Here is a 26,698-nt window from a genome sequence, read left to right on the forward strand (position 1 = left end):
TTTTAAAAGGATTCAGGCGTGGCGTGCGCCGACGGGTAGCTGTTGATTATTAGCAGGCTTAACGATCAGAGTAAGCCATACCGAGGCAAAAAGCGCCACCCCCATAAAGATGTAAGAGGCCGACGGGCTGCCGGTTGCGCCGTTCAGATAGCCAACAAACCACGAGCCGAAGAATGAACCCAGCGCGCCCATACTGTTGATCAAGGCCATCGCGCCCCCTGCGACGTTACGCGGCAGCATTTCCGGAATGATGGCAAAGAACGGACCATACGGGGCATACATGGCTGCACCCGCAATCACCAGCAGGGTATACGAGGCCCAGAAGTGGTTCGCGCCCACGGCCCAGGAGCCAATGAAGGCAAAAGCAGCGATCAGCAGCAGCGGCCAGACGAACAGCTTACGGTTTTGCAGCTTGTCCGATGCCCAGGAGACGATAATCATTGCGATGGTCGCAGCCAGATAAGGCACCGATGACAGCCAGCCCACTTCCACCATGCCAAGGTTTTCACCGCCGCTGCGGATAATTGACGGCAGCCACAGCACAAAGCCGTACACGCCAATACTCCAGGTAAAATACTGCGCGCACAGCAGGATCACGTTGCGGGAGCGGAAGGCTTCACCGTAGTTACGCACCGCTTTCAGCCCCTGCTGTTCTTTATCCAGCTGTGCCTGAAGTGCAGCCTTTTCGTCCTCTGAAAGCCATTTCGCCTGGGCTGGCTTATCTTTCACCAGCACCCACCAGCAGAAGGCCCAGATGATTGCGGGAACCCCTTCGATGATGAACATCTCGCGCCAGCCGAAGGACTGGATCAGGTAGCCGGACACCACCGACATCCACAGCACCGTGACCGGGTTACCGAGTATCAGGAAAGTATTGGCACGTGAACGCTCAGATTTTGTGAACCAGTTGCTGATGTAAATCAGCATTGCCGGCATCACTGCCGCTTCCACCACGCCGAGAATAAAGCGAATGGCAGCCAGTGCAGGAATGTTATTCACCACGCCGGTGAGGGAGGCGCAGGCACCCCATAAGATCAGGCAGATGAAAATGAGCTTTCGCACGCTGCGGCGTTCAGCGTAAATCGCGCCGGGGATCTGGAAGAAGAAATAGCCCAGGAAGAAGAGGGCGCCCAGCAGGGAGGAAACCCCTTTGGTGATCCCGAGGTCTTCGTTGATCCCGGCGGCGGATGCAAAACTGAAGTTGGCACGATCAAGGTACGCCAGGCTGTACGTGATAAACACGATGGGCATGATGTACCACCAGCGTTTGACTGCATTGGTCGAACTGTTCATAGGCTTGCCTCTGTTGTTGAGGTTGTTACCGCCGTTGTCTGTAGGGTACACGGTGGCTTAATTATCTGGTGCGGATTGCTGCCCTCACCCTGGCCCTCTCCCACCGGGAGAGGGAATTCAGACGCCGAGCTCTGCTCGTGTCGGTAATCCTTCGCTATCGCCCTGCACCTGGATCGCCAGCGAACCAATTTTGTTGCCCCGCGCCACGGCCTGCGACAGCGGTTCGCCTTCCAGCAGGGCGCTAATGACCCCGACGGCAAACCCATCGCCCGCGCCCACGGTATCGACCACGTTGTCGACTTTTACCGCTGCGACAGCGCCTTGCTCACCGTCGGCGGTTTTAAACCACGCGCCGTCGGCACCGGTTTTCAGCACTACAGCTTTTACCCCTCGGTTGAGGTAAAAATCCGCAATGCCTTCCGGTGTGGTCTCGCCAGTGAGGATCATTCCCTCTTTTACGCCCGGCAGTACCCAGTCCGCCTGAAACGCCAGTCGGTTGAGTTTCTCAACCATCTCCGCTTCGCTTTTCCACAGCACCGGACGAAGGTTCGGATCAAAGGAGATTGTTTTGCCCTGCGCTTTCATCGCCGACGCAGCGTGATCCAGTAAATCGTACGAACTGGCCGAAAGCGCCGCCGCCACGCCGCTCAGGTGTAGATGGCGCGCGGAGGAGAAATAAGGGGCATGATAATCCTCTACGGAGAGATGGCTTGCTGCTGAGCCTTTGCGGAAATACTCAACGGTGGGATCGGTTCCATTTTCGACTTTCGATTTCAGCTGAAAGCCCGTCGGGAAGCGTCCGTCGAGCGTGACGCCTGCGGCATCAATGCCCTCTTTTTTCAGCGAGTCGAGAACGAAATGGCCAAAGCTGTCATTGCCCACGCGGCTCACCCAGCCGACATTCAGCCCCAGCCGCGCAAGGCCGGTAGCGACATTCAGCTCGGCGCCTGCTACGCGTTTGATAAAGTGTTCTACTGCGCTCAGCTCGCCCGTTTCGGTGGCGACAAACATCGCCATGGCCTCGCCGATGGTGATAACGTCCAGCGTCTTGTGCATGGTTTACTCCTCGCGCAACAGGTTGACGTAATGGCGGGTGACGGCGGTGAGATCCGTCCCTTCGAGCGGAAATTCGATACCGCGCGGCGCGTCGGCAGGCAGTTGATTAAGCAGATCCTGCCAGCGAGAATCGGTTTGATCCGGCGCGACGGCGCGGAACTGCGCCTTATGCGGGACCGCGGCTTTCACGTGAATATAGCTCACGGCGGGTGCCAGCTGACGCGCAGCCTCTTCCGGGGAGTCGCCGACCCACAGCCAGTTGCCCATATCGAACGTCAGCGTTACCGGCAGCGCCATCACCCGACAGGCGGCTTTGAAGCGCTGCATCGGGGCGAGCTGCCCGCAGTCGGTCTGGTCGTTTTCCACCACCAGCGTCATGCCGCTTTCATCCAGCAATGTCCGCAGATCTTCAAGGGGGTGTTTGTCGCTGAAATGACCCAGCGAGACCTTAAGCCATAGCGCGTTCAGGATGCTGGCTTCGCGGAGGTAGCGGGGGAGATCCGGGTTGAGCGTGCCGTCGGGCATAAACAGGGGGGCCGGGGCGGAGTAGCATGCCAGTAAACCCAGCAGCTCAATGGACTCGCCGAGCGCAGGCAGCGCCATTAACTCGTCGCTGCTGAAGAGTTCGCGGCGGATTTCAACGCCATCAGCCCCTGCGCCAGCAATAACGGGAAGCATCGCCCGTTGCCCGCCTGCCTGTCGCACCCGATCCGCGCCATACGCGGCGGTGACCACCATTATTTTCCTGCTCATTTCCTGACTCCAACGCGTAATCGATAGTATTACGCTAGATGGAACCGGTTCCAAAGAAAAGAATGGGATGTTGAATTTATGATCGCTGTCACGAAGGGGAAATTAGCGAGCGGTAGAGCCGCGAACGATCAGCTCGCCGGAAAAAACCTGCTCGCGTACGGCATCGCGGGTGCCTTCAATACGGCGAACCACCTGCTCAACCGCGGCATAGCCGATTTGCCAGGTGGGTTGTTTGAGGGTGGTAATGCCCACGCCTGCAAGTTCTGCCCACTCCAGTTCATCAAATCCAAGTAAGCCGATGTCGCTGCCCCAGTGCAGGCCGATGCGTTGAAGCGAGCGGGCAACCTGTAGCGTGAGCGCCCCGTTCGCGGAGATCACCGCCTTACGCATTCCCCGATGTCGGGTATGGAACTGACGCAGGGTGTTATCCAGCAGCCCGGCTTCGTGCAGAGGAATTTCGGCATTTTCGGCGATCGCACCGGGATATCGCGCCAGCGTAGCGCGAAATGCAGCCAGGCGGTCGCGACGGGTGTTAACCATGCCAAGTGGTTCGCTCAGGAACAGAATGGCTTCGAAACCCTGTTCGATAAGGTGCTCGGTGGCGGTGGTGGCGGCCTGGGTGTTATCCAGCCCGACCACATCGCAGGCAAATTCCGGGATTTTGCGGTCAATAAGCACCATCGGGAGAGACGATTGTTGCAGGCGATTTAGCCCCTCTTCGCGCATCCCGACGGCATTGACCACGATCCCTTCCACCTGGTAGCTGCGTAGCAGATCAAGGTAATGCAGCTCCTGATCAACTTCGTTATTGGTGTTACAGACCAGAGGGGTAAAGCCTTTTTCCCGGCACGCCGCTTCGATGCCGCTGAGTACGTTAACGGAGTAGGGGTTAGTGATATCGGCGATGATAAGCCCAATCAGGCGGGTGCGACCACGCTTGAGGCCGCGCGCCATCAGGCTGGGACGGTAGTCGAGATCGGCAATGGCCTGTTCGATCCGCGCCAGCAGCGCATCGGAAAGCAGGTGTTTCTCGCCGTTGAGGTAGCGCGAAATGCTGGTTTTACCGGTTTTGGCGGCTTTCGCCACGTCGCTGATGGTGGCCCGGGCTGGTTTGCTCATCGCTGATTTCCCTGAATTTAGTGAGAATACCTTAGCGGGAAAATCAACGATGGCAAGTGGTTCATGCCGGGGTGTGCGGTCTGTTGCCCTCACCCCGGCCCTCTCCCTCGGGGATTACTGAATCGGGCTCAACGTAATCTCTACGCGACGGTTTTGCGCTTTACCTTCCGCCGTGCTGTTGCTGGCGATAGGGTTGGCAGGGCCCATGCCGCTGGTGCGGATGCGGTTTGCTTCAACGCCCTGGGTTATCAGGGAGCTGGCCACGGAATCAGCGCGCTGCTGAGACAGACGCATGTTCAGATCCTGGCTGCCGGTGCTGTCGGTGTAGCCAATCACGTTCACGGCAGTTTTACTGTACTCTTTCAGTACCGCGGCCACACCGGTGAGGGTGTTCGCGCCCGCAGGTTTCAGCGTCGCGCTGCTGCTGTCAAAGGTCACGTTGTTTGGCATGTTCAGGATGATATTGTCACCGCTGCGCGTCACGCTCACGCCCGTACCTTTCATTTTGTCACGCAGCTTCGCTTCCTGCACATCCATGTAATACCCTACGCCACCGCCCAGGGCTGCGCCTGCCGCTGCGCCAATCAGCGCGCCTTTGCCGCGATCTTTCTTGGAGGAGGAGAGTGCGCCAACGCCAGCGCCGACAAGGGAACCAATACCCGCGCCAATACCGGATTTACCCGCTTCGCGTTCGCCGGTATAAGGGTTGGTTGTGCAGCCTGAAACAGCCAGTGCGCCGCTTACCAGAGCGGCAATTACGAGTACGCGTTTTTTCATCTTATTTCCTTAATCCTTTTTATTCTTTGCCACGACGGACGTGGCAGTGGATTATGACGTCCGAATACGGAGAAAATTCAGTGTATAACTCTGAAATTTGTCACAAACGATAAACTGCCTCAACGAAAGGCCGTCATACCTGCACGCAACCAGGAGCGCACGCTTTGAGCACCTCAACAAAAACCATTCTGACCGCCGCCCACTGGGGGCCGATGCTGGTCGAAACCGATGGCGACACAGTGCTGTCGTCTCGCGGGGCTTTGCCTTCGCGCCATCTCAACTCTTTACAGACCGTCGTTCGCGATCAGGTACACAGCAAAACCCGCGTACGCTGGCCGATGGTGCGTAAAGGCTTTCTGGCGTCACCGGATAAACCGCAGGGTGTGCGCGGGCAGGATGAGTTCGTTCGCGTGAGCTGGGACGATGCGCTGGCGCTGATCCATACGCAGCATAAACGCATCCGCGACAGCTATGGCCCGTCGTCCATTTTTGCCGGCTCCTATGGCTGGCGCTCGAACGGCGTGCTGCATAAGGCCGCAACCCTGCTGCAACGCTACATGAGCCTGGCCGGGGGCTACACCGGCCATCTGGGTGATTACTCAACCGGCGCAGCGCAGGCGATCATGCCTTACGTCGTGGGCGGCAATGAGGTTTATCAGCAGCAGACCAGCTGGCCGCTGGTGCTGGAGCATACCGACGTGGTGGTGCTGTGGAGCGCCAACCCGCTCAACACCCTGAAGATTGCCTGGAATGCGTCCGACGAGCAGGGCGTTTCCTACTTCGACGCGCTGCGCAAAAGCGGCAAGCGCATCATCTGTATCGATCCGATGCGTTCTGAAACCCTGGATTTCTTCGGCGACAGCGCCGAGTGGATCGCGCCCCATATGGGCACCGACGTGGCGATGATGCTGGGTATCGCCCATACCCTTGTGGAGAACGGCTGGCACGATACGGAATTCCTTACGCGCTGCACCACGGGCTTCGATAAATTTGCCGACTACCTGACGGGCCAAACCGACGGTGTTGCCAAAACCGCAGAGTGGGCCGCCGCGGTTTGCGGCGTTGATGCCCTTAAAATCCGCGAACTGGCGGCGTTATTCCATAGCAACGTCACGATGCTGATGTCCGGCTGGGGAATGCAGCGCCAGCAGTTTGGCGAGCAAAAACACTGGATGCTCGTGACGCTCGCCGCGATGCTCGGGCAGATTGGCACACCCGGCGGCGGTTTTGGGCTTTCCTATCACTTTGCTAACGGCGGTAATCCAACGCGTAAAGCGGCGGTGCTGGCGTCCATGCAGGGCTCAGTGCAGGGTGGCGTGGACGCGGTGGATAAAATTCCTGTGGCGCGCATTGTTGAGGCTCTGGAGAATCCGGGCGGGTTTTATCAGCACAACGGTCAGGATCGCCATTTTCCGGATATTAAGTTTGTCTGGTGGGCGGGCGGGGCCAACTTCACCCATCACCAGGATACCAACCGCCTGATCCGCGCCTGGCAGAAGCCGGAGCTGGTGGTGATCTCGGAGTGCTTCTGGACCGCGTCAGCGAAACATGCCGACATCGTGTTGCCCGCCACGACATCGTTCGAGCGTAACGATCTCACCATGACCGGGGATTACAGCAACCAGCACATGGTGCCGATGAAGCGCGTCGTGGCCCCCCGGGATGAAGCGCGTGATGATTTTGACGTCTTTGCTGACCTGAGTGAATTATGGGAAGCGGGCGGGCGCGAGCGTTTCACCGAGGGCAAAACGGATCTGCAATGGCTCGAAACGTTTTACCAGATAGCCAGCCAGCGCGGGGCGGCGCAGGGCGTGACGCTGCCGCCATTTGCTGAATTCTGGGAGGCGAATCAACTCTTCGAAATGCCGGAAAGCGAGCAGAACGCGCGATTTGTGCGCTTTGCTGACTTCCGTCGCGACCCGGAAAATCACCCGCTTAAGACCGAGAGCGGGAAGATTGTGATCTACAGCGAACGCATCGCCAGCTTTGGCTACGCGGACTGCCCGCCGCATCCGGCATGGCTGGAGCCGGACGAATGGCATGGCAATGCGCAGCCGGGGCAGCTTCAACTGCTGTCTGCCCATCCTGCCCATCGCCTGCACAGCCAGCTCAACTATTCGGCTCTGCGCGAGCAGTATGCGGTGGCTGGACGCGAGCCGATCGCGCTGAATAGCGACGACGCAAAGGCGCGGGGAATTAACGACGGCGATCTCGTGCGCGTCTGGAACGCGCGCGGGCAGGTGCTGGCTGGCGCCGTGGTAAGCGACGGGATCCGCCCTGGCGTGTTCTGCATTCATCAGGGCGCATGGCCGGATCTGGCGCTGGACGAGGGCGGTATTTGTAAGAACGGTGCCGTAAACGTGTTGACCAAAGATCTCCCCAGCTCGAAGCTGGGGAATGGCTGCGCGGGGAATACGGCGCTGGCATGGGTGGAGAAATATGAGGGGCCGGCGCTTACCCTTACGGCGTTTGATCCGCCTGCCAGCTCATGATCCACGTCGGGTGTTGGGTATCATCCTGCCAGGCGCTGTCTTCAATGCGAAAACCCTGAGCATGATAGAAATTCACCGCCCGCACGTTTTTTTGATACACCTCCAGAGTTAAATACGGGTAGTGCTGCTGAACGTGGTTCAGCAGCGCACGCCCGATCCCCCTTCCGATGAACGCCGGGGCGACAAACAACGCCCCCACGAACTGGGACTGCATGACGCTGATAAAGCCGCGCAGCGTGCCGTTCTCCTCCCAGACCCAGGTTTCGGCGGCAGGAAGGTATTCATCCCGCACCAGCGCTTCGTTCGCTTTCCAGTAGCCAGCGTCGATAAACGGATGCGCCTCGGTAGTGCTCTCAAGCCACAGTCTCAGGAGCTGAGCGGTATTCTCACTGTGCCATTTGCGGATCATGGTGGCCCTCCGGGTGGCAGATGCAGCCCGTAATATGGTCATTGACCAGCCCGCAGGCCTGCATAAAGGAGTAACAGATGGTGGTGCCCACAAACTTAAAGCCGCGTTTTTTCAGCGCTTTCGACAGGGCATCCGAGGCGGGGGTCGAGGTTGGGATCTCCGCAAGCGTGGCGGCCCGCGTCACCTTTGGCTCGTTATCCACAAACGACCAGACAAATGCTGAGAAGGGTTCGCCGTTTTGCTCCATCGCCAGATAAGCGCGCGCGTTACCAATAATGGCCTGAATTTTACCGCGATGGCGGATGATACCGGGGTCCAGAACCAGCCTTTCCACGTCGTCTTCGGTCATGGCGGCCACCGCAGCCGGATCGAACCGGTGGAAGGCATTGCGGTAGTTCTCACGCTTTTTCAGAACGGTGATCCACGATAGCCCGGCCTGCTGGCCTTCAAGACAAATCATTTCAAACAGTTTTTTACCGTCGGTTTCTGGTACGCCCCATTCCTTGTCGTGATAATCGATATAAAGCTGATCCTGGCTTACCCAGCCGCAACGTTGCATAGGTCATCTCCCTTCCTGATACGGTAAACGCAAAAATTTCAATCTGCCCGGCTTGACGTGTCTGCTAAAGAGACAATAGTTAATACAGGGCTATACGCCCTAATACCTCTTCGAACAATGACATATATCGCCGAACTCGGCTCTTTCTGGAGTCGCTTTGATGATGATAAAAAAAATCAGTGGTCGCCATGCTGCTTCTGGCCTGGTGGGTGTCTCAGCCTGCCTGCTTATAGGTAACACCGCTTTTGCGTGGCAACAGGAATATATCGTTTCAGATGCACAAAGTAATACGACAGAACGCTATACATGGGACGCCGATCACCAACCTCGTTATGAAGATATTCTCGCGGAACGTATTAACCATTCGCAAAATGCTGCGGGCTTTGCCCTGAACGACCCCTCCGGTTCGGATGCGGAAACCGTTCTGAGCGTTGGCTGGAATTTTCCCGTGACGGGACATTTCACGACCGGGCCGGTCATGGCGTGGCGCTCTGATGGCACGCCTCCCGCAACGGTGATTGCGTATGGCGATACAACCACCACGCAGACGCTGACCGACCCCCTCTGGCATGCCAGCGTGAACTCGCTGGGGTGGCGTGTGGATACCCAGTACGGAGATTTACACCCCTGGGCAAAGATCAGCTACAACCAGCAGTCGGAGGAAGAATATTTGTATACCCTGGGCTTAAGCGCCAAATTTTAGGGTTGTTACTTTTTTAAACGCTGCGGTAACATATTTAATACAATAATGGCGCGGGTTGTGGCGATAGTGGTCACTCACCTTTAAGCGTTTTCTTCTCCGGCAAGGTCGTTCATTCCCGCTTCCAGGCATTTCATTCCGTTTCTCCTGCATTTCATGCCGTTTTACCCCTGGTGTTTTGGGGTTTTGTTTATCGTGTCCTCAGCGAATTTCCATAATTTCTCTTGCAGGACACTGCCATGAACACATCAACCTATAACCGCACGCGCTGGCTGACGCTCTTCGGCACCATCGTGACCCAGTTCGCACTGGGCTCGGTCTATACCTGGAGCCTGTTTAACAGCGCCCTGTCTGATAAGCTCGGCGCGCCGATAAGCCAGGTGGCATTCTCCTTCGGCTTGCTGAGTCTTGGATTAGCGATTTCCTCTTCCGTGGCGGGCAAACTTCAGGAGCGCTTCGGCGTGAAGCGCGTGACCATGGCCTCCGGGATCCTGCTGGGCGTGGGCTTCTTCCTGACGGCACACTCTAACAACCTGATGATGCTGTGGCTGAGCGCCGGGGTGCTGGTGGGGCTGGCGGACGGCGCAGGTTACCTGCTGACGCTGTCGAACTGCGTGAAGTGGTTCCCGGAGCGTAAAGGGCTTATCTCCGCGTTTGCCATTGGTTCATATGGCCTGGGCAGCCTGGGGTTCAAATTCATCGACTCCCATCTGCTGGCCTCGGTGGGGCTTGAGAAAACCTTTATGATCTGGGGCGTGATTGTGCTGGTGATGATCCTCTTCGGCGCCACGCTGATGAAAGATGCCCCGCAGCAGGAAGTGAAAACCGTTAACGGCGTGGTGGAGAATGATTTCACTCTCGCACAGTCCATGCGTAAGCCGCAGTACTGGATGCTGGCGGTGATGTTCCTGACGGCCTGCATGAGCGGTCTGTATGTTATTGGCGTGGCGAAAGATATCGCGCAGGGGATGGTAAAACTGGATGCGGCGACGGCGGCGAACGCGGTAACGGTCATCTCCATCGCTAACCTCTCGGGTCGTCTGGTACTGGGTATCCTGTCTGACAAAATCGCCCGCATACGCGTGATTACGCTGGGGCAGGTGATCTCCCTGGTGGGCATGGCGGCGCTGCTGTTTGCACCGCTGAACGAGGCGACCTTCTTTGCGGCGATTGCCTGCGTCGCCTTTAACTTCGGCGGCACCATTACCGTCTTCCCGTCGCTGGTGAGCGAGTTCTTTGGCCTGAACAACCTGGCGAAAAACTACGGCGTCATTTATCTCGGCTTCGGTATCGGCAGTATCTGCGGGTCGCTGATCGCTTCGCTGTTCGGTGGGTTCTACGTGACCTTCTGCGTGATATTTGCCTTGCTGATTATCTCGCTGGCGCTGTCGACCACGATTCGACAGCCGCAGCGCGAGGTGTTAAACGAAGCGCATGCGTAACAAATGATTGACTGACTATAAGCGCCCATCGGGCGCTTTTTTTATTTAAGCACAAATACATAACCGATTCTGACGAAAGAGAGGTTAAATAAGACATGTAATTCATTTAATGAACTTATGAATCCGCCAAAACAATATATTATTTATATTTGAATATTCCTAATAATGCGCGTGGGTACAGATTTTTTTGCGACATGGTTTTGAATTCTCAGAAATTTAATTATACCTAAAAACACCATTAACCTATTCTAATTTTATCTTCTATATTTCAGTCGATATACTCCATTTCTCACAGAATGCAGGTTATTCCTAAGGATGCGTTCTGAAATCTACCGTCATAAATGGAGTTTTTAATGAAAAAGGTTATTTTTGCACTGTCTGCTCTCGCTGTCGTTTCCACTTCCGCTTTCGCCGCTGATTCTGGTGACGGTACCATCAAATTCACCGGTGAAATCGTTGACGCGCCATGCGTAGTTTCTACTGACTCTCAGAACCAGGAAGTTGTGCTGGGTCAGGTTAAGAAATCTATCTTCAAAGCCGTTGGCGATAAGTCTGTTGCTAAACCTTTCCAGATCAAACTGGAAGACTGCGATATTTCCAGCAAAACCAAAGTTAACGTGAGCTTTAATGGCGTTGCGGATGCAGACGACGCAAAACTGGTTTCTGTTAGCACCGAAGCAGGCGCAGCATCTGGCGTAGGCATTGGTATCTACGACAACGCTAACCAGCTGGTTGATATGAACAGCGGTAAATCCTCTACCACCCTGTCTGCTGGCCAGACCGTGCTGTACTACACCGCTAACTACGTTGCGACCAAAGCAGAAGTTTCTACCGGTTACGATAACGCAGAAGTGGACTTCAACCTGTCCTACGAATAATCGACTTTCGTCAGTAGTAGATAATCACAATGGCAACGGAAACCCCGTTGCCTTTTTTTCCAGCGGAGACTCAGGGAGAGAATCATGAACCGCTCACGTTTGATATCTTGCGCAGCACTTGCGCTGGCGCTGATTTCACAAAACAGTTTTGCAGGCGGTGTGGCATTAAGCAGCACGCGTGTTATTTATGACGGTAGCAGAAAGGAAGCTTCCCTGACGGTCAATAACAGAAGCACCACCGATGAATTTCTGATTCAGTCATGGATCGATGATGCGAACGGCAATAAGAAAACGCCCTTCATCATCACCCCACCATTATTTAAGTTAAGCCCGACAAAAAATAACGTCTTACGTATTGTGAATACGTCTAATACGTTACCGCAGGATCGCGAGTCCGTTTATTGGGTTAACGTGAAAGCTATTCCTGCCAAAAGTGAAGGCGCGGAAGGTAAAAACGTGCTGCAAATTGCCGTGCGTACCCGCCTGAAACTGTTCTATCGCCCGGCTGGTCTGAAAGGCAACAGCATGGACGGCTGGAGCAAACTGCGGTTCACCCGCGCAGGGGCTAACCAGATCAAAGTGGAAAACCCGTCCGCCTTTAACCTGACGTTTAATAAATTTTATGCCAGCGGTCGAGATATTGAAAAAGCGGGAATGGTCCCGGCAAAAGGCGCATTGAATATAGAACTGCCCGCCGGCACCGGCAAGGTAAGCGAAGTGAAATACAACATTATTAATGACTTCGGCACGGCTGGCGACATGCTGACACAGCGCGTTAATTAAAACGTTTTAAAGGTTAATTACTATGCCATGGACGCATCTTCCTCTGGTCAATAAGACCCCGCGCTTTTCGCTGTCTGCGCTTGCGCTGATGATCGCGGGCACGCTCTCCGCCCATGCAGGGAAATTTAACCCGCGCTTTCTGGAGGATGTGCCGGGTATTGATCAGCACGTTGACCTTTCAATGTATGAATCCCAGAAAGCCGATCAGCTGCCGGGTAAATACCGCGTGTCGGTAGTGGTCAACGATCAAAAAATGGCGTCTCGCACCCTTGAATTTAAGGCCGCAACAGAGGCTCAGCGCGCAAAAATGGGCGAATCCCTGGTGCCGTGCTTAAGCCGCGTGCAGCTAGAGGAAATGGGCGTGCGTATCGATAGCTTCCCGGCGCTGAAAATGGCGCCGCCGGAAGCCTGTGTCGCTTTTGATGACATTATTCCTCAGGCCGCCAGCCATTTCGATTTTGCAGACCAGACGTTGATCATGAGTTTCCCGCAGGCCGCGATGAAGCAGACGGCGCGTGGTACCGTACCTGAATCGCAGTGGGACGAAGGGGTGAATGCCCTGCTGCTGGATTATAACTTCACCGGGAGCAACGCCAGCTATGACGCGCACGACGGTGAAACCAGCTACAGCAGCGACAGTTACTACCTAAACCTGCGCAGCGGCGTGAACCTTGGGGCATGGCGGTTACGTAACTACAGTACCTGGACGCGAAACGATGGCGATAACAAATGGGATAACATCGGCACCTCGTTGAGCCGTGCCATTGTGCCGCTGAAATCACAACTGACGTTGGGGGATACCTCCACTGCGGGTGATATTTTTGACAGCGTGCAGATGCGTGGGGCGCAGTTAACCTCTGACGAAGAAATGTTGCCTGACAGCCAGCGCGGATTTGCGCCCGTTATCCGCGGTATTGCTAAAAGTAACGCCGAAGTCACCGTTGAGCAGAACAACTACGTCATTTACCGCACGTTTGTTCAGCCAGGTGCGTTTGAAATTAATGACCTGTACCCAACCTCAAACAGCGGCGACCTGACTGTCACCATTAAAGAGGCGGACGGCAGCGAGCAGAAGTTCGTTCAGCCATTCTCCGCGGTGGCGATCCTTCAGCGTGAAGGCCATCTTAAATACAGCCTCTCCGCTGGTGAATATCGTGCGGGTAACTATGACAGCGACGAGCCGAAGTTCGGGCAGCTGGATGCCATGTACGGTCTGCCGTATGGTTTTACCGTTTATGGTGGTTCGATTTTCTCTGAAAACTATTACGCGCTGGCCGGCGGTATCGGTAAAAACTTCGGTTATATCGGTGCGGTCTCCATCGACGTGACCCAGGCGAAAAGCAACCTGGCAAATGATGAAAGCTCGGAAGGTCAGTCTTATCGTTTTCTCTACTCCAAGAGCTTTAACAGCGGCACCGATTTCCGTCTGCTGGGGTACAAGTATTCGACCAGCGGCTATTACACCTTCCAGGAAGCGACGGATGTACGCAGCGATGCGGACAGCTCATATAGCCAGTATCACAAACGTAGCCAGATTCAGGGCAACGTGACGCAGCAGCTGGGCACCTGGGGCTCTGTCTATTTTAACGTCACGCAGCAGGACTACTGGAACGATGAAGGTAAACAGCGCTCGCTGAACGCCGGTTACAACGGTCGTGTTGGTCGCGTGAACTACAGCATTGCCTACACCTGGACGAAAAGCCCGGAATGGGATGAGAGCGATCGTCTGCTGTCATTCTCCATGTCGATCCCGCTGGGACGTATGTGGAGCAACTACCACCTTACGACCGATCAGCATGGCCGCACCAGCCAGCAGCTTGGCGTGAGCGGTAGCGCGCTGGAAGACCGCAACCTGAACTATAGCGTGCAGGAAGGCTACGGCAGCAACGGTGTGGGTAACAGCGGCAGCGTGAACCTGGATTACCAGGGCGGCGTGGGTAGCGCTAGTCTGGGTTACAACTACAACCGTGACGGCCAGCAGGTGAACTATGGTCTGCGCGGCGGTGTGATTGCCCACAGCGAAGGCATTACGCTTTCTCAGCCGCTGGGCGAGTCAATGGCCATTATCTCCGCACCGGGCGCGCGCGGTGCGCACGTGATCAACAACGGCGGTGTGGAGGTGGACTGGATGGGTAACGCGGTTGTGCCTTACCTCACTCCGTATCGTGAAACGGAAGTGTCACTGCGAAGCGACAGCCTGAACAACAAAGTTGACCTGGATACCGCGTCCGTCAACGTAGTGCCGACACGCGGCGCCATTGTACGTGCCCGCTTCGATACCCGTGTGGGCTACCGCGTGCTGATGAACCTGACCCAGGCCAACGGCAAAGCGGTGCCGTTTGGTGCGACCGCCACGCTGCTGGACACCAAAAAAGAGTCCAGCAGCATCGTGGGTGAAGACGGGCAGCTTTATATCAGCGGGATGCCGGATAAAGGGGCGCTTCAGGTGAACTGGGGTAAAGGCCAGGAACAGCAATGCCGCGTGGCGTTTACGCTGCCGGAACAACAGGATAATACCGGCGTAGTGATGGCGAATGCCGTTTGCCGGTAACAGGGAAGGATAATTTCATGTTTAAAAAGTTAATTACGTTTGCTGGTCTGTTGGGGGGAGCAGCATTATTTTCCGGGCAGGCAATTGCGGCGGCAGACTGGGGGCCGTGCTCACCGACTAACGGGACACAGCACTTCAGTGCCGTCATGAATGAGACTGTTACGAACGTTGAAAAAAACGCTACTGGTGAGATCTTCCCTGATTTCTTCACATGGAATCTGGGAGGAATGTATCCTGGCATTTGTGAATGCCCTCCCGGTGATGATACGAGTGTGACCTTCTACAAGTCGGTTTCAACTCTGGCGATTGGGCATATCACTAGCGATCGTACTTTTTACGTTGTTAACAATAATATTCAGATAGCATCTGAAATTTATATTGGTGGAAATTTTGCTAAATACAAAGCAGTACCTTTCGAAAATGCCCCCAACGAGCGATCTGGGCGCTCCTTATGTGATGTGAACAATACAAATCCAGCAGAGGGCTTCTCTACCGGCTCGAAGGGCAAACTGACCCTGTATATCAATCGACCTTTCGTAGGCGAAATGGTCATTCCACAAACCAATATTGTTAGCGTATACGGTACTCGTAAGGAAAATGTTTATGGCACCATCCCTATTTCAGAGGTGAGTATAAGTGGCACAGTTATTGTCCCTCAGGGTTGCGAACTCTCCAACGGCAGCACGCTGGAAATACCGTTTGGTGATTTTAAAGCCAGTGATTTTAAAGATCGTAAAGGCCAAACGCCGCAAGGTTCCTCGAAATACATTAAAGATTTGCAGTTTAAATGCACCAATATTTCTGATGGTGTGAAGATCTCCTTGCGTATTGAGGGGACGCCAAACGCCAATGATTCAAATGCCATTGATATGGGTAATCCAGATATCGGGGTTGTGATTGAAGGCGAGACGGGTAACATTCTTGTACCCAATGATGCCAACTCGAACCAAGTGCTGGTCGTGTCTCCTCTGGTCGATGATATACACCGTGTCGCCAAGACGACGATTACGGCCTATCCGATCAGTACCACCGGTAAAGTGCCGGCGGCAGGAGATTACGAAGGGATCGCCACCATGCGTATTGATGTGGAGTAAGCCGGATGAAAACCATTAATGCGTTTTTACCAGCGTGTTTGCTGCTCACCGCCTCAGCGATGGCGGCACCGGTAAATATCGGTTCCGCAGGGGATATCCACTTTACCCTCACCATTAAGGCAGCCACCTGTGAGCTGGAAAAGGACAGTATTGACGTCGATATGGGTACCGTGGTGCTCCAGCGCCCGGTGAAAGTGGGTAAAGAGTTGAACGAGAAAAGCTTCAGCATCGGCTTAAAAGATTGCGAGTTTGCCACGAAGGCCTACGTCACGATGGACGGTACGGCAGATGCAACTAACCCCTCACTCTTCGCCCTGGAGAGCGGCGGCGCGACCGGCATGGCGTTAAAAATCAAAACGTCGGGTGGGGTGCAGCAATACCCTTCCAGTACCGACTCGACGCCCGTGGGCCATGCCATCTGGTTTGATGGGACGAACAAGCTGAGCTACATCGCCAGCTATGTTCCTGTTAAACCGGATGCCACCGTGGGCGCGGCAAATGCGACGGTGAATTTTAGCGTTGTATACGAGTAATCACTGAGGGCCAGTTCGCTGGCCTTTTACCCGTTTTGCGGGGTTGCATCAGCGCACTGTCTCTCCAGACGCTGATTTTTTGTAAAAATCTTCCTCGATCACACTCTCTGCTGCCACTTTTCTTTCCCGCTGTGGTCTACTTATCGCGCTTGTAGACGTTTCTTATAACGGTTTCGCTCGCACCTACTTACTCTGTCAGCTTTCTCACTGAGATTCGGCGGGTTTTTATACCCCTTCCCCCAGGGTTGTTTGCATGAAATATATTAGGTCTCTTACCCAGCAAAGATTGTGTCTGATGCTGGCTGTCTATATCGGTTTGTTTCTGAATGGCGCGGTACTGTTCAGACGCGTGGAAGGTTATTTCGAACATCTCACCGTAAGAAATGGAATTTTTGCCGTCATTGAAGTGTTTGGCTCTATCCTGGCAACCTTCTTCCTGTTACGCCTGCTCTCGCTTTTTGGCCGACGTACATGGCAAATTCTGGCCTCGCTGGTGGTGATTATCTCTGCCGCCGCAAGCTATTACATGACATTCATGAACGTGGTCATTGGCTACGGTATTGTCGCCTCGGTGATGACCACGGACATCGACCTCTCGAAAGAGGTGGTGGGTCAAGGGTTCATCATGTGGACGATTTTGACCTGCCTGATCCCGCTCTTCTTTATCTGGAGCAATACCTGCCGCTATACCCTGTTACGCCAGCTGCGTACCCGGGGACAGCGCATCCGCAACGTCGCCGTCGTTCTGCTGGCAGGCCTGCTGGTGTGGGCGCCGATTCGCCTGATGGAAAAACAGCAAAAACGCATCGAAAAAGCGACGGGCGTGGATATGCCAAGCTATGGCGGCGTGGTGGCTAACTCGTATCTGCCGTCCAACTGGCTGTCCGCGTTAGGTCTTTACGCCTGGGCACAGGCGGACGAATCCAGCGATGTGAAATCACTGATTAACCCGACCAAAAAGTTCACCTACCAGGCGCCGGCTGACGGGCTGGATGATACATACGTGGTCTTCGTTATCGGCGAAACGACGCGCTGGGATCATATGGGTATGCTCGGCTATGACCGCGATACCACGCCGAAACTGTCGCAGGAGAAGAATCTGGTGGCTTACCGCGGCTATTCCTGCGATACCGCCACGAAGCTCTCGTTGCGCTGTATGTTTGTGCGTGAAGGCGGGGCGAGCGATAACCCACAGCGTACCCTTAAAGAGCAAAACGTGTTTGCGGTTCTGAAGCAGCTTGGATTTAGCTCCGATCTGTTCGCCATGCAAAGTGAAATGTGGTTCTACACCAACACCATGGCGGATAACATCGCCTATCGTGAGCAGATTGGCGCCGAGCCGCGTAACCGCGGTAAGAACGTTGATGACATGCTGCTGCTCTCTGAGATGGAACAGTCGCTGAAAAACCATCCGCAGGGTAAGCACCTTATCGTTCTGCATACCAAAGGATCACACTACAGCTATTATCAGCGTTACACGCGTGATTTCGCCAAATGGACCCCTGAGTGCGTCGGCATTAACAAAAACTGTAGCAAGCAGGAGCTGATTAATGCCTATGATAACTCGATTCTGTATGTGGATACCTTCCTCAGCCGGGTGATCGACCAGCTTCGCGATAAGAAAGCGATTGTGATTTACGCGGCCGATCACGGCGAATCCATCAACGAGAAAGAGCATTTGCACGGCACGCCGCGCAAGCTGGCGCCGCCTGAGCAGTTCCGCGTGCCGATGATCATGTGGATGTCGGATAAGTACCTGGAAAACCCGGACAAAGCCAAAATGTTTGCCCATCTGAAGCAGCAGGCAGAGATTAAGGTTCCGCGCCGTCACGTCGAGCTCTACGACACCATTATGGGCTGTCTCGGCTACACCTCACCGAACGGTGGGATTAACGAAAACAACAACTGGTGTAAACTCCCTGATAACACCACAAAAGCCGCGCAGTAGCTGGTCTGGCGAGAATATCGCCAGTTGAATGGCTTTTTGAAAATAAGGGATTGACGAGGGGCGCACCTCAGCAGTAAGATGCGCTCCGCATTCGGCGAGTAGCGCAGCTTGGTAGCGCAACTGGTTTGGGACCAGTGGGTCGGAGGTTCGAATCCTCTCTCGCCGACCACATTCTAAAAAGGGCTAACCGCAAGGTTAGCCCTTTTTGCATTAACGCGTTACCCCGCCCGAGCCCCCAAAATATCCCTTAGCGCTGCTTCCCCCTGCCTGCTTGCGGTTTTGTGACATAATCCATTGTATTTTTTTATATATAGTTTGATCTTTTTTCGCGTTGCTTATGGATAACCTCAGCATTTTTCGCTGTGCGTTTTAACGTTCGCGGTATTTAGTGCTCAGATAATCACCATTCCGTAAGAAAATTTACCCAATCTGAATAAAACTTAATCACTGAGTGTTGCGAAATATGAAGTTAATTGTGCTGCATCATGGCGAGTAGCATAAATTTCTCTGCTGAAAACTGGCATTCAGGGTTTTTTTAATCTTTGTTTGCGGTTTCTCACACTCCACGTAAATCCCCGCCACCTGTATTGACGTTTTCACATTCTGTTGACAGATTGTAGGGCACGAGGGGCATTTCAGGGAGGATCTGCGCTGCAACTCAAACGCTCTTCTGAAAGGATTCTCTATCCCTTTTAACGCCTTCGGGCATCACCGACCGGACCGGGTAAAAAATAAATAAAGGTCAGGCGGCGTAACACAACAAAGCAAAACATCACATTGGAGCACAATAATGAGTATTTCCTTGAAGAAGTCAGGGATGCTGAAGCTTGGTCTGAGCCTGGCGGCCATGACCGTTGCAGCAAGCGTACAGGCAAAAACCCTGGTTTACTGTTCTGAGGGCTCTCCGGAAGGCTTTAACCCACAGCTCTTTACCTCTGGTACGACTTACGACGCAAGCTCAGTACCGATCTATAACCGTTTGGTTGAATTTAAAACCGGCACCACGGAAGTCATTCCTGGCCTGGCTGAAAAGTGGGATATCAGCGAAGACGGTAAAACCTATACCTTCCACCTGCGCCAGGGCGTGAAGTGGCAGGACAGCAAAGAATTTAAACCTACGCGCGACCTTAACGCCGACGACGTGGTGTTCTCCTTCGACCGTCAGAAAAATGCCCAGAACCCGTACCATAAGGTCTCTGGCGGCAGCTATGAATACTTCGAAGGGATGGGCCTGCCGGACCTGATCGCTGAAGTGAAGAAAGTGGACGATAAAACCGTTCAGTTCGTGCTGACGCGTCCGGAAGCGCCATTCCTGGCTGACCTGGCCATGGACTTCGCCTCTATTCTCTCTAAAGAGTACGCGGACAACATGCTGAAAGCCGGCACCCCGGAAAAAGTGGACCTGAACCCAATCGGTACCGGCCCGTTCCAGCTGCTTCAGTACCAGAAAGATTCGCGTATTCTGTATAAAGCCTTCTCGGGTTACTGGGGCACCAAGCCGCAGATCGACCGTCTGGTCTTCTCCATCACGCCTGATGCATCCGTGCGTTATGCAAAATTGCAGAAAAACGAATGTCAGGTGATGCCGTATCCAAACCCGGCTGACATCGCGCGCATGAAGCAGGACAAAAACATCAACCTGATGGAGCAGGCGGGCCTGAACGTGGGTTATCTCTCCTTCAACACCGAGAAGAAACCGTTCGATGACGTGAAAGTGCGTCAGGCGCTGACCTACGCGGTGAACAAAGAAGCGATCATCAAAGCCGTTTACCAGGGCGCGGGCGTTGCAGCCAAGAACCTGATCCCACCAACCATGTGGGGCTATAACGACGACATCAAGGACTACACCTACGATCCTGAGAAAGCGAAAGCGCTGCTGAAAGAAGCGGGCCAGGATAAAGGCTTCACCGTGGAGCTGTGGGCGATGCCGGTACAGCGTCCATACAACCCGAACGCACGCCGTATGGCGGAAATGGTTCAGGCTGACTGGGCGAAGATTGGCGTACAGGCCAAGATTGTGACCTACGAGTGGGGCGAGTACCTGAAGCGCGCCAAAGCGGGTGAGCACCAGGCGGTCATGATGGGCTGGACCGGTGACAACGGGGATCCGGACAACTTCTTCGCCACCCTGTTCAGCTGTGCGGCAGCGAAAGACGGTTCCAACTACTCTCGCTGGTGCTACAAGCCGTTTGAAGACCTGATCCAGCCGGCGCGTGCGACCGACGATCACAACAAACGTATTGAACTGTACAAGCAAGCGCAGGTTGTCATGCACGATCAGGCTCCGGCGCTGATTGTTGCTCACTCCACCGTGTACGAGCCAGTGCGTAAAGAAGTCAAAGGCTACGTGGTTGATCCACTGGGCAAACACCACTTCGAAAACGTGTCTGTTGAATAACTAAAAGCAACGCCAGGCGGCGCTGCGCTTGCACTGGCCTACGGTATGTAGGCCGGGTAAGCGTAGCGCCACCCGGCAGCAGTGCTTTATTCCCTCTCCATCAGGTGAGGGGATAAGATTTGTGAGCAATACAGACGTCACGCCACTGGGCGTGCGTCATCAGAGAGAATCCGGGTTATGTTGCAGTTCATCCTCCGACGTCTGGGACTGGTTATCCCGACGTTTATCGGTATCACCCTTCTCACTTTTGCCTTCGTCCATATGATCCCGGGTGATCCGGTGATGATTATGGCGGGCGAGCGTGGTATCTCCCCTGAACGTCATGCGCAACTGCTGGCTGAACTCGGCCTTGATAAGCCGATGTGGCAGCAGTACCTCCACTATATCTGGGGCGTCTTGCACGGCGATTTAGGCATTTCACTGAAAAGCCGACTTCCGGTGTGGGACGAGTTCGTGCCGCGTTTCCAGGCGACGCTTGAACTGGGCATCTGCGCCATGATCTTTGCGACCGCGGTGGGGATTCCCGTTGGCGTACTGGCTGCCGTTAAGCGTGGCTCTATTTTCGACCACACCGCCGTTGGCCTGGCACTGACCGGCTATTCCATGCCTATCTTCTGGTGGGGCATGATGCTGATCATGCTGGTATCGGTGCAGTGGAACCTGACGCCGGTCTCCGGGCGCGTCAGCGACATGGTCTTCCTTGATGACACCAACCCGTTAACCGGCTTCATGCTGATTGATACGGCGATCTGGGGCGAAGAGGGCAACTTCATTGATGCGGTTGCGCACATGATCCTGCCCGCAATGGTGCTGGGCACCATACCTCTGGCGGTGATCGTGCGTATGACCCGTTCTTCCATGCTGGAAGTGCTGGGCGAAGACTATATTCGTACTGCCCGCGCCAAAGGCCTGACCCGTATGCGCGTCATCATCATTCATGCCCTGCGTAACGCGATGCTGCCGGTGGTTACCGTTATCGGTTTGCAGGTGGGTACGCTGCTGGCGGGGGCGATCCTGACCGAAACCATCTTCTCCTGGCCGGGCCTCGGACGCTGGCTGATTGACGCGCTGCAACGCCGTGACTATCCGGTGGTGCAGGGTGGTGTACTGCTGGTCGCGACGATGATTATCCTCGTCAACCTGCTGGTCGATTTGCTGTACGGCGTGGTGAACCCGCGTATTCGTCATAAGAAGTAAGGGGCCATCATGTCACAAGTTACTCAAAATAAAGCGGTCTCTGCGCCGGTGCCTATGACGCCAATGCAGGAGTTCTGGCACTACTTCAAGCGCAACAAAGGCGCGGTCGTCGGGCTGGTGTATGTTTCCATCATGATCCTGATTGCGGTGTTTGCGAACTTCCTCGCCCCGTATAACCCGGCGGACCAGTTCCGCGATGCGCTGCTCGTGCCGCCAGTCTGGCAGGACGGCGGCAGCGTTGCCCATCTGCTGGGCACCGATGACGTGGGCCGCGATGTGCTGTCGCGCCTGATGTACGGCGCGCGCCTGTCGCTGCTGGTTGGCTGCCTCGTGGTGGTGTTGTCGCTGATCATGGGCGTGGTGCTCGGCCTGGTGGCGGGCTACTTCGGCGGCATCGTTGATAACGTCATCATGCGTATCGTCGATATCATGCTGGCATTGCCTAGCCTGCTGCTGGCGCTGGTGCTGGTGGCGGTCTTCGGCCCGTCGATAGGTAACGCCGCGCTTGCGCTGACGTTTGTTGCGCTACCGCACTACGTGCGTTTAACCCGTGCGGCGGTGCTGGTGGAAGTGAACCGCGATTACGTTACCGCGTCTCGCGTGGCGGGTGCCGGTGCGATGCGCCAGATGTTCATTAATATCTTCCCGAACTGCCTTGCGCCGCTGATCGTTCAGGCGTCGCTCGGTTTCTCTAACGCCATTCTCGATATGGCCGCTCTTGGCTTCCTTGGCATGGGTGCGCAGCCGCCAACACCGGAGTGGGGCACCATGCTCTCCGACGTGTTGCAGTTCGCGCAAAGCGCCTGGTGGGTCGTCACCTTCCCGGGTCTGGCGATTCTGCTGACGGTGCTGGCATTTAACCTGATGGGTGATGGTCTGCGTGATGCGCTTGATCCCAAACTGAAGCAGTAAGAGGCACGAGATGGCGTTATTAAATGTAGATAAATTATCCGTGCACTTCGGCGACGAAGGCACACCGTTTCGCGCCGTGGACCGCATTAGCTACAGCGTAAATCAGGGCGAAGTGGTTGGTATTGTTGGGGAGTCTGGCTCGGGTAAATCCGTCAGCTCGCTGGCGATCATGGGGCTGATTGATTACCCCGGCCGCGTGATGGCGGAAAGTCTGGCGTTCAACGGTCAGGATCTGAAGCGTATTTCCGAGAAGCAGCGCCGCCAGCTGGTGGGCGCGGAAGTGGCAATGATCTTCCAGGACCCCATGACCAGCCTGAACCCGTGCTACACCGTCGGTTTCCAGATTATGGAAGCCATTAAGGTGCATCAGGGCGGCAATAAGAAAACCCGACGTCAGCGCGCTATCGATCTGCTGACGCAGGTGGGTATTCCCGATCCGGCATCGCGTCTGGACGTTTACCCGCATCAGCTCTCCGGCGGGATGAGCCAGCGCGTGATGATCGCCATGGCTATCGCCTGTCGGCCAAAGCTGCTGATTGCGGATGAACCGACAACCGCGCTGGACGTGACCATCCAGGCGCAAATCATCGAGTTGCTGCTGGAGTTGCAGCAGAAAGAGAACATGGCGCTGGTGCTGATTACGCACGACCTGGCGCTGGTGGCGGAAGCGGCACACAAAATCATCGTGATGTATGCGGGCCAGGTGGTGGAGACCGGAAGTTCGCACGATATCTTCCGCGCGCCACGTCATCCGTATACGCAGGCACTGCTGCGCGCGCTGCCGGAGTTTGCTCAGGATAAAGCGCGTCTGGCGTCGCTGCCGGGCGTGGTTCCGGGCAAATACGACCGTCCGCAGGGCTGTCTGCTTAATCCGCGCTGCCCGTATGCCACGGACAAATGCCGCGCTGAGGAGCCAGAGCTGAATCTGCTGGCCGACGGTCGACAGTCAAAATGCCACTACCCACTCGATGATGCCGGGAGGCCAACACTATGAGTACGCACCAGGCCACCACGCAACAGCCGCTGTTGCAGGCTATCGACCTGAAAAAACATTACCCGGTGAAGAAGGGGATTTTTGCCCCTGAACGCCTGGTGAAAGCGCTGGACGGCGTCTCCTTTAGCCTCGAACGCGGTAAAACGCTGGCGGTAGTAGGGGAGTCAGGCTGCGGGAAATCCACGCTGGGCCGTCTGTTGACGATGATTGAAACGCCCACCGGCGGTGAGCTTTACTATCAGGGCCAGGATCTGCTCAAGCACGATCCGCAGGCGCAGAAGCTGCGTCGTCAGAAAATCCAGATCGTGTTTCAGAACCCGTACGGCTCTCTGAACCCGCGAAAGAAAGTCGGGCAAATTCTGGAAGAGCCGCTGCTGATTAACAGCAGTCTGAGCAAAGAGCAGCGTCGTGAAAAAGCGCTGGCGATGATGGCGAAGGTGGGCCTTAAAACCGAGCATTACGATCGCTACCCGCACATGTTCTCTGGCGGCCAGCGCCAACGTATTGCCATCGCCCGCGGTTTGATGCTTGATCCGGACGTGGTGATTGCCGATGAGCCCGTCTCGGCGCTCGACGTGTCCGTGCGCGCGCAGGTGCTTAACCTGATGATGGATTTGCAGCAGGATCTGGGGCTGTCGTACGTGTTCATCTCGCACGATCTGTCCGTGGTTGAGCACATTGCCGATGAGGTGATGGTGATGTACCTGGGGCGCTGCGTGGAGAAGGGAACGAAAGATCAGATCTTTACTAACCCGCGTCACCCGTACACCCAGGCGCTGCTGTCTGCGACGCCGCGGCTTAATCCGGATGACCGCCGTGAGCGTATCAAACTGACCGGCGAGCTGCCGAGCCCGCTGAACCCGCCGCCGGGCTGCGCGTTCAACGCCCGCTGCCGTCGCCGCTTTGGTCCGTGCACGCAGTTGCAGCCACAGCTGAAGGATTATGGTGGACAGCTGGTGGCCTGCTTCGCGGTCGATCAGGATGAAAACGGCGAAAAGCCGCAGGCATAAAGAAAAAAACCGGCGATAAGCCGGTTTTTTTTCGTCTGAGGACTACTTCCGTAAACGAATCTGGTCGACGGCGTGTTTCTCGCTCTTGGTGAGGATCAGGCTTGCACGTTCGCGCGTCGGCAGGATGTTCTCTTTCAGATTTACGTAGTTGATCTCATTCCATAGGCCTGTCGCCACGTTGATAGCTTCTTCTTCAGAGAGCTGGGCGTAGTTATGGAAGTAGGAGTCCGGGTCGGTGAACGCCCCTTCGCGGAACTTCAGGAAGCGGTTGATATACCAGCGTTGCAGCAGTTCTTCCGGCGCATCCACATAAATTGAGAAGTCGACGAAGTCAGAGACAAACACGTGATGCGGATCGTGAGGATAATCCATCCCGCTTTGCAGAACGTTTAACCCTTCCAGAATCAGGATGTCGGGCTGCACAACCGTTTTGTCGCCATCCGGGATACGGTCGTAAATCAGATGCGAGTAAACCGGTGCGGTGACGTTAGGCACGCCCGATTTTAAATCAGAGACAAACTTCACCAGGCGGTGCATATCATAAGAGAGCGGGAAGCCCTTCTTCTTCATCAGGCCGCGTTCTTTCAACACCTCATTGGGATGCAGGAAGCCATCGGTGGTGATCAGCTCCACGCTGCGGTGCTCCGGCCAGCGGCTCAGCAGCGCCTGTAGCACGCGCGCGGTGGTACTTTTACCCACTGCCACGCTGCCCGCAATACTGATGATATAAGGAATACGTTGACCGTTCGTGCCGAGGAACTGTTCCAGCACGGCCTGACGACGCAAATTGGAGCTGATATAGAAGTTAAGCAAGCGGGAGAGGGGGAGATAGATTTCTGCCACCTCTTCAAGGGAGAGATCTTCGTTTATCCCTTTTAGCCGTGCGATTTCACCTTCCGTCAGCGTCATAGGGACGGAGTCACGCAGGGCTGCCCACTGGCTACGGTTAAACTGAAGATAGGGCGTCATTAACGTTTGCTCTTTTTTGCTCATAAGCATGCTTCTGTGAACCATCACGAAACGGCGGGTGCGGGCTCATCACATAGTTAATTTTGGACAATGGGCAGGAGGTTAACACCAGATGAGAGGAATAATAAGAAAAAATATGGGAAAGCGATGCTTAACCGGATAGGTATCACCTGGGGCTAAAGCGTGCCGAAATCAGCCGTTCATGTTGAATTTTTAACCGTGAGCGGATGAATTTACAGCGGTTAGCCCTGGTTTCGAATAAAATGTGAGCGAAAGAACGTTTTATGCAATTTTTTAGTTGCATGACTGCGCAGGTCTCCATAGAATGCGCGCTACTTGATGCCGACTTAGCTCAGTAGGTAGAGCAACTGACTTGTAATCAGTAGGTCACCAGTTCGATTCCGGTAGTCGGCACCATCAAGTCCGGTGGGGTTCCCGAGCGGCCAAAGGGAGCAGACTGTAAATCTGCCGTCACAGACTTCGAAGGTTCGAATCCTTCCCCCACCACCACTTTCTGGCAGCGTCAACGCCGCCGGAGCTGGTTGGAAAAATTGACCAGCTCGAACAGAAAAGAGAGAAATCTCTTTTTTTGTTACAGAAAGAACTGGGTAGCCGAGTTTCAGGATGCGGGCATCGTATAATGGCTATTACCTCAGCCTTCCAAGCTGATGATGCGGGTTCGATTCCCGCTGCCCGCTCCAATACGTGCTGATATGGCTCAGTTGGTAGAGCGCACCCTTGGTAAGGGTGAGGTCCCCAGTTCGACTCTGGGTATCAGCACCACTTCACTTCTCCCTCCCTTTCTCTCTGTTTCAATGTAAATGTATTCAA

The 26,698-nt window shown here is 55.0% G+C and carries 22 protein-coding genes and 5 tRNA genes; 19 read left to right on the forward strand and 8 right to left on the reverse strand.

All coding sequences use genetic code 11. From position 1 onward, the window contains the following. Nucleotides 1–12: 12 nt before the first annotated feature. From DBR02_RS11680 to DBR02_RS11700, 5 genes are all read right to left on the reverse strand, one after another. Nucleotides 13–1,293 (reverse strand): MFS transporter, encoded by a 1,281-nt coding sequence (locus tag DBR02_RS11680; RefSeq protein ID WP_001089079.1) that lies wholly within the window; start codon nucleotides 1,291–1,293, stop codon nucleotides 13–15. A 117-nt stretch (nucleotides 1,294–1,410) separates the two neighbouring features. Beyond that, on the reverse strand, nucleotides 1,411–2,349 hold the full coding sequence (locus DBR02_RS11685; RefSeq protein WP_107534438.1) for a sugar kinase: 939 nt from the start codon (nucleotides 2,347–2,349) through the stop codon (nucleotides 1,411–1,413). Between the two features lie 3 nt (nucleotides 2,350–2,352). After that, complete coding sequence (locus DBR02_RS11690; protein WP_107534439.1) at nucleotides 2,353–3,102, reverse strand: sugar phosphate isomerase/epimerase family protein; 750 nt, start codon at nucleotides 3,100–3,102, stop codon at nucleotides 2,353–2,355. A gap of 102 nt (nucleotides 3,103–3,204) precedes the next feature. Then, nucleotides 3,205–4,221, reverse strand: coding sequence for a LacI family DNA-binding transcriptional regulator (locus DBR02_RS11695; RefSeq protein ID WP_063452202.1), 1,017 nt, complete (start codon nucleotides 4,219–4,221; stop codon nucleotides 3,205–3,207). 114 nt (nucleotides 4,222–4,335) lie between these two features. Next, the gene (locus tag DBR02_RS11700) at nucleotides 4,336–4,998 is read right to left on the reverse strand and encodes an OmpA family lipoprotein (protein ID WP_102749580.1); all 663 of its coding nucleotides are present in this window, start codon (nucleotides 4,996–4,998) and stop codon (nucleotides 4,336–4,338) included. A 164-nt stretch (nucleotides 4,999–5,162) separates the two neighbouring features. Between DBR02_RS11700 and DBR02_RS11705 the strand changes: the two genes are divergently transcribed. After that, nucleotides 5,163–7,490: a molybdopterin guanine dinucleotide-containing S/N-oxide reductase gene (locus DBR02_RS11705; RefSeq protein WP_107534440.1), complete on the forward strand. Its 2,328-nt coding sequence runs from the start codon at nucleotides 5,163–5,165 to the stop codon at nucleotides 7,488–7,490. Here DBR02_RS11705 and DBR02_RS11710 read toward each other — a convergent pair. Both DBR02_RS11710 and tag read right to left on the reverse strand, forming a co-directional pair. Continuing rightward, complete coding sequence (locus DBR02_RS11710; RefSeq protein ID WP_063868888.1) at nucleotides 7,459–7,899, reverse strand: N-acetyltransferase; 441 nt, start codon at nucleotides 7,897–7,899, stop codon at nucleotides 7,459–7,461. The two genes, DBR02_RS11705 and DBR02_RS11710, sit on opposite strands and share 32 nt — an antisense overlap. Further along, nucleotides 7,877–8,458, reverse strand: coding sequence for a DNA-3-methyladenine glycosylase I (tag, locus tag DBR02_RS11715; RefSeq protein ID WP_107534441.1), 582 nt, complete (start codon nucleotides 8,456–8,458; stop codon nucleotides 7,877–7,879). The genes DBR02_RS11710 and tag overlap by 23 nt, the downstream gene beginning before the upstream one ends. Before the next feature lie 160 nt (nucleotides 8,459–8,618). Here tag and DBR02_RS11720 point away from each other — a divergent pair, with 160 nt between their 5' ends. From DBR02_RS11720 to dppF, 14 genes are all read left to right on the forward strand, one after another. Then, nucleotides 8,619–9,161 carry a lipase gene (locus tag DBR02_RS11720; protein ID WP_107534442.1) on the forward strand — a complete coding sequence of 181 codons (543 nt, stop codon included), beginning with the start codon at nucleotides 8,619–8,621 and terminating at the stop codon, nucleotides 9,159–9,161. 236 nt (nucleotides 9,162–9,397) lie between these two features. Next, complete coding sequence (locus tag DBR02_RS11725) at nucleotides 9,398–10,600, forward strand: L-lactate MFS transporter (RefSeq protein ID WP_107534443.1); 1,203 nt, start codon at nucleotides 9,398–9,400, stop codon at nucleotides 10,598–10,600. 353 nt (nucleotides 10,601–10,953) lie between these two features. Further along, a complete protein-coding gene (gene lpfA / locus DBR02_RS11730) occupies nucleotides 10,954–11,478 on the forward strand; it encodes a long polar fimbrial major subunit LpfA (RefSeq protein ID WP_199023916.1) in 525 nt (174 codons plus the stop codon). 84 nt (nucleotides 11,479–11,562) lie between these two features. Then, complete coding sequence (lpfB, locus tag DBR02_RS11735) at nucleotides 11,563–12,261, forward strand: long polar fimbrial biogenesis chaperone LpfB (protein ID WP_107534445.1); 699 nt, start codon at nucleotides 11,563–11,565, stop codon at nucleotides 12,259–12,261. 22 nt (nucleotides 12,262–12,283) lie between these two features. Beyond that, the gene (gene lpfC, locus DBR02_RS11740) at nucleotides 12,284–14,812 is read left to right on the forward strand and encodes an outer membrane usher protein LpfC (protein ID WP_107534446.1); all 2,529 of its coding nucleotides are present in this window, start codon (nucleotides 12,284–12,286) and stop codon (nucleotides 14,810–14,812) included. Between the two features lie 17 nt (nucleotides 14,813–14,829). Beyond that, a complete protein-coding gene (gene lpfD / locus DBR02_RS11745; RefSeq protein WP_107534447.1) occupies nucleotides 14,830–15,906 on the forward strand; it encodes a long polar fimbrial protein LpfD in 1,077 nt (358 codons plus the stop codon). A gap of 5 nt (nucleotides 15,907–15,911) precedes the next feature. Further along, nucleotides 15,912–16,439: a long polar fimbrial protein LpfE gene (lpfE, locus tag DBR02_RS11750; RefSeq protein ID WP_107534448.1), complete on the forward strand. Its 528-nt coding sequence runs from the start codon at nucleotides 15,912–15,914 to the stop codon at nucleotides 16,437–16,439. Nucleotides 16,440–16,692: 253 nt separating this feature from the next. Continuing rightward, nucleotides 16,693–18,387 (forward strand): kdo(2)-lipid A phosphoethanolamine 7''-transferase, encoded by a 1,695-nt coding sequence (gene eptB / locus DBR02_RS11755; protein WP_063868894.1) that lies wholly within the window; start codon nucleotides 16,693–16,695, stop codon nucleotides 18,385–18,387. 92 nt (nucleotides 18,388–18,479) lie between these two features. Continuing rightward, nucleotides 18,480–18,556 (forward strand) — tRNA-Pro (locus DBR02_RS11760). A gap of 621 nt (nucleotides 18,557–19,177) precedes the next feature. Beyond that, nucleotides 19,178–20,785: a dipeptide ABC transporter periplasmic-binding protein DppA gene (gene dppA / locus DBR02_RS11765; protein ID WP_107534449.1), complete on the forward strand. Its 1,608-nt coding sequence runs from the start codon at nucleotides 19,178–19,180 to the stop codon at nucleotides 20,783–20,785. A 177-nt stretch (nucleotides 20,786–20,962) separates the two neighbouring features. Further along, entirely contained in the window at nucleotides 20,963–21,982 is a 1,020-nt protein-coding gene (gene dppB / locus DBR02_RS11775) for a dipeptide ABC transporter permease DppB (protein ID WP_022646696.1), read from the forward strand. A 9-nt stretch (nucleotides 21,983–21,991) separates the two neighbouring features. Beyond that, nucleotides 21,992–22,894: a dipeptide ABC transporter permease DppC gene (gene dppC / locus DBR02_RS11780; RefSeq protein WP_063452210.1), complete on the forward strand. Its 903-nt coding sequence runs from the start codon at nucleotides 21,992–21,994 to the stop codon at nucleotides 22,892–22,894. Nucleotides 22,895–22,904: 10 nt separating this feature from the next. Beyond that, on the forward strand, nucleotides 22,905–23,888 hold the full coding sequence (gene dppD, locus DBR02_RS11785) for a dipeptide ABC transporter ATP-binding protein (protein WP_063868897.1): 984 nt from the start codon (nucleotides 22,905–22,907) through the stop codon (nucleotides 23,886–23,888). Beyond that, the gene (dppF, locus tag DBR02_RS11790; RefSeq protein ID WP_063452212.1) at nucleotides 23,885–24,898 is read left to right on the forward strand and encodes a dipeptide ABC transporter ATP-binding subunit DppF; all 1,014 of its coding nucleotides are present in this window, start codon (nucleotides 23,885–23,887) and stop codon (nucleotides 24,896–24,898) included. Before dppD ends, dppF begins: the two co-directional genes overlap by 4 nt. A gap of 42 nt (nucleotides 24,899–24,940) precedes the next feature. Here the strand turns inward: dppF and coaA are convergent, their stop codons facing one another. Next, entirely contained in the window at nucleotides 24,941–25,891 is a 951-nt protein-coding gene (gene coaA, locus DBR02_RS11795; RefSeq protein ID WP_063868899.1) for a type I pantothenate kinase, read from the reverse strand. Nucleotides 25,892–26,208: 317 nt separating this feature from the next. On the opposite strand from coaA, the gene DBR02_RS11800 reads away from it, so the two are divergent. The 4 genes from DBR02_RS11800 to DBR02_RS11815 all read left to right on the forward strand — a co-directional run bounded on the left by DBR02_RS11800 (nucleotide 26,209) and on the right by DBR02_RS11815 (nucleotide 26,650). Further along, a tRNA-Thr gene (locus DBR02_RS11800) sits at nucleotides 26,209–26,284 on the forward strand. An 8-nt stretch (nucleotides 26,285–26,292) separates the two neighbouring features. Then, nucleotides 26,293–26,377: transfer RNA gene (locus DBR02_RS11805), tRNA-Tyr, on the forward strand. Between the two features lie 116 nt (nucleotides 26,378–26,493). Then, nucleotides 26,494–26,568: transfer RNA gene (locus DBR02_RS11810), tRNA-Gly, on the forward strand. Between the two features lie 6 nt (nucleotides 26,569–26,574). Then, nucleotides 26,575–26,650, forward strand: a tRNA-Thr gene (locus DBR02_RS11815). Nucleotides 26,651–26,698 lie beyond the last annotated feature (48 nt).

The sequence above is a fragment of the Enterobacter cloacae complex sp. genome (assembly GCF_900322725.1).
Taxonomy (GTDB): Bacteria; Pseudomonadota; Gammaproteobacteria; order Enterobacterales; family Enterobacteriaceae; genus Enterobacter; species Enterobacter quasihormaechei.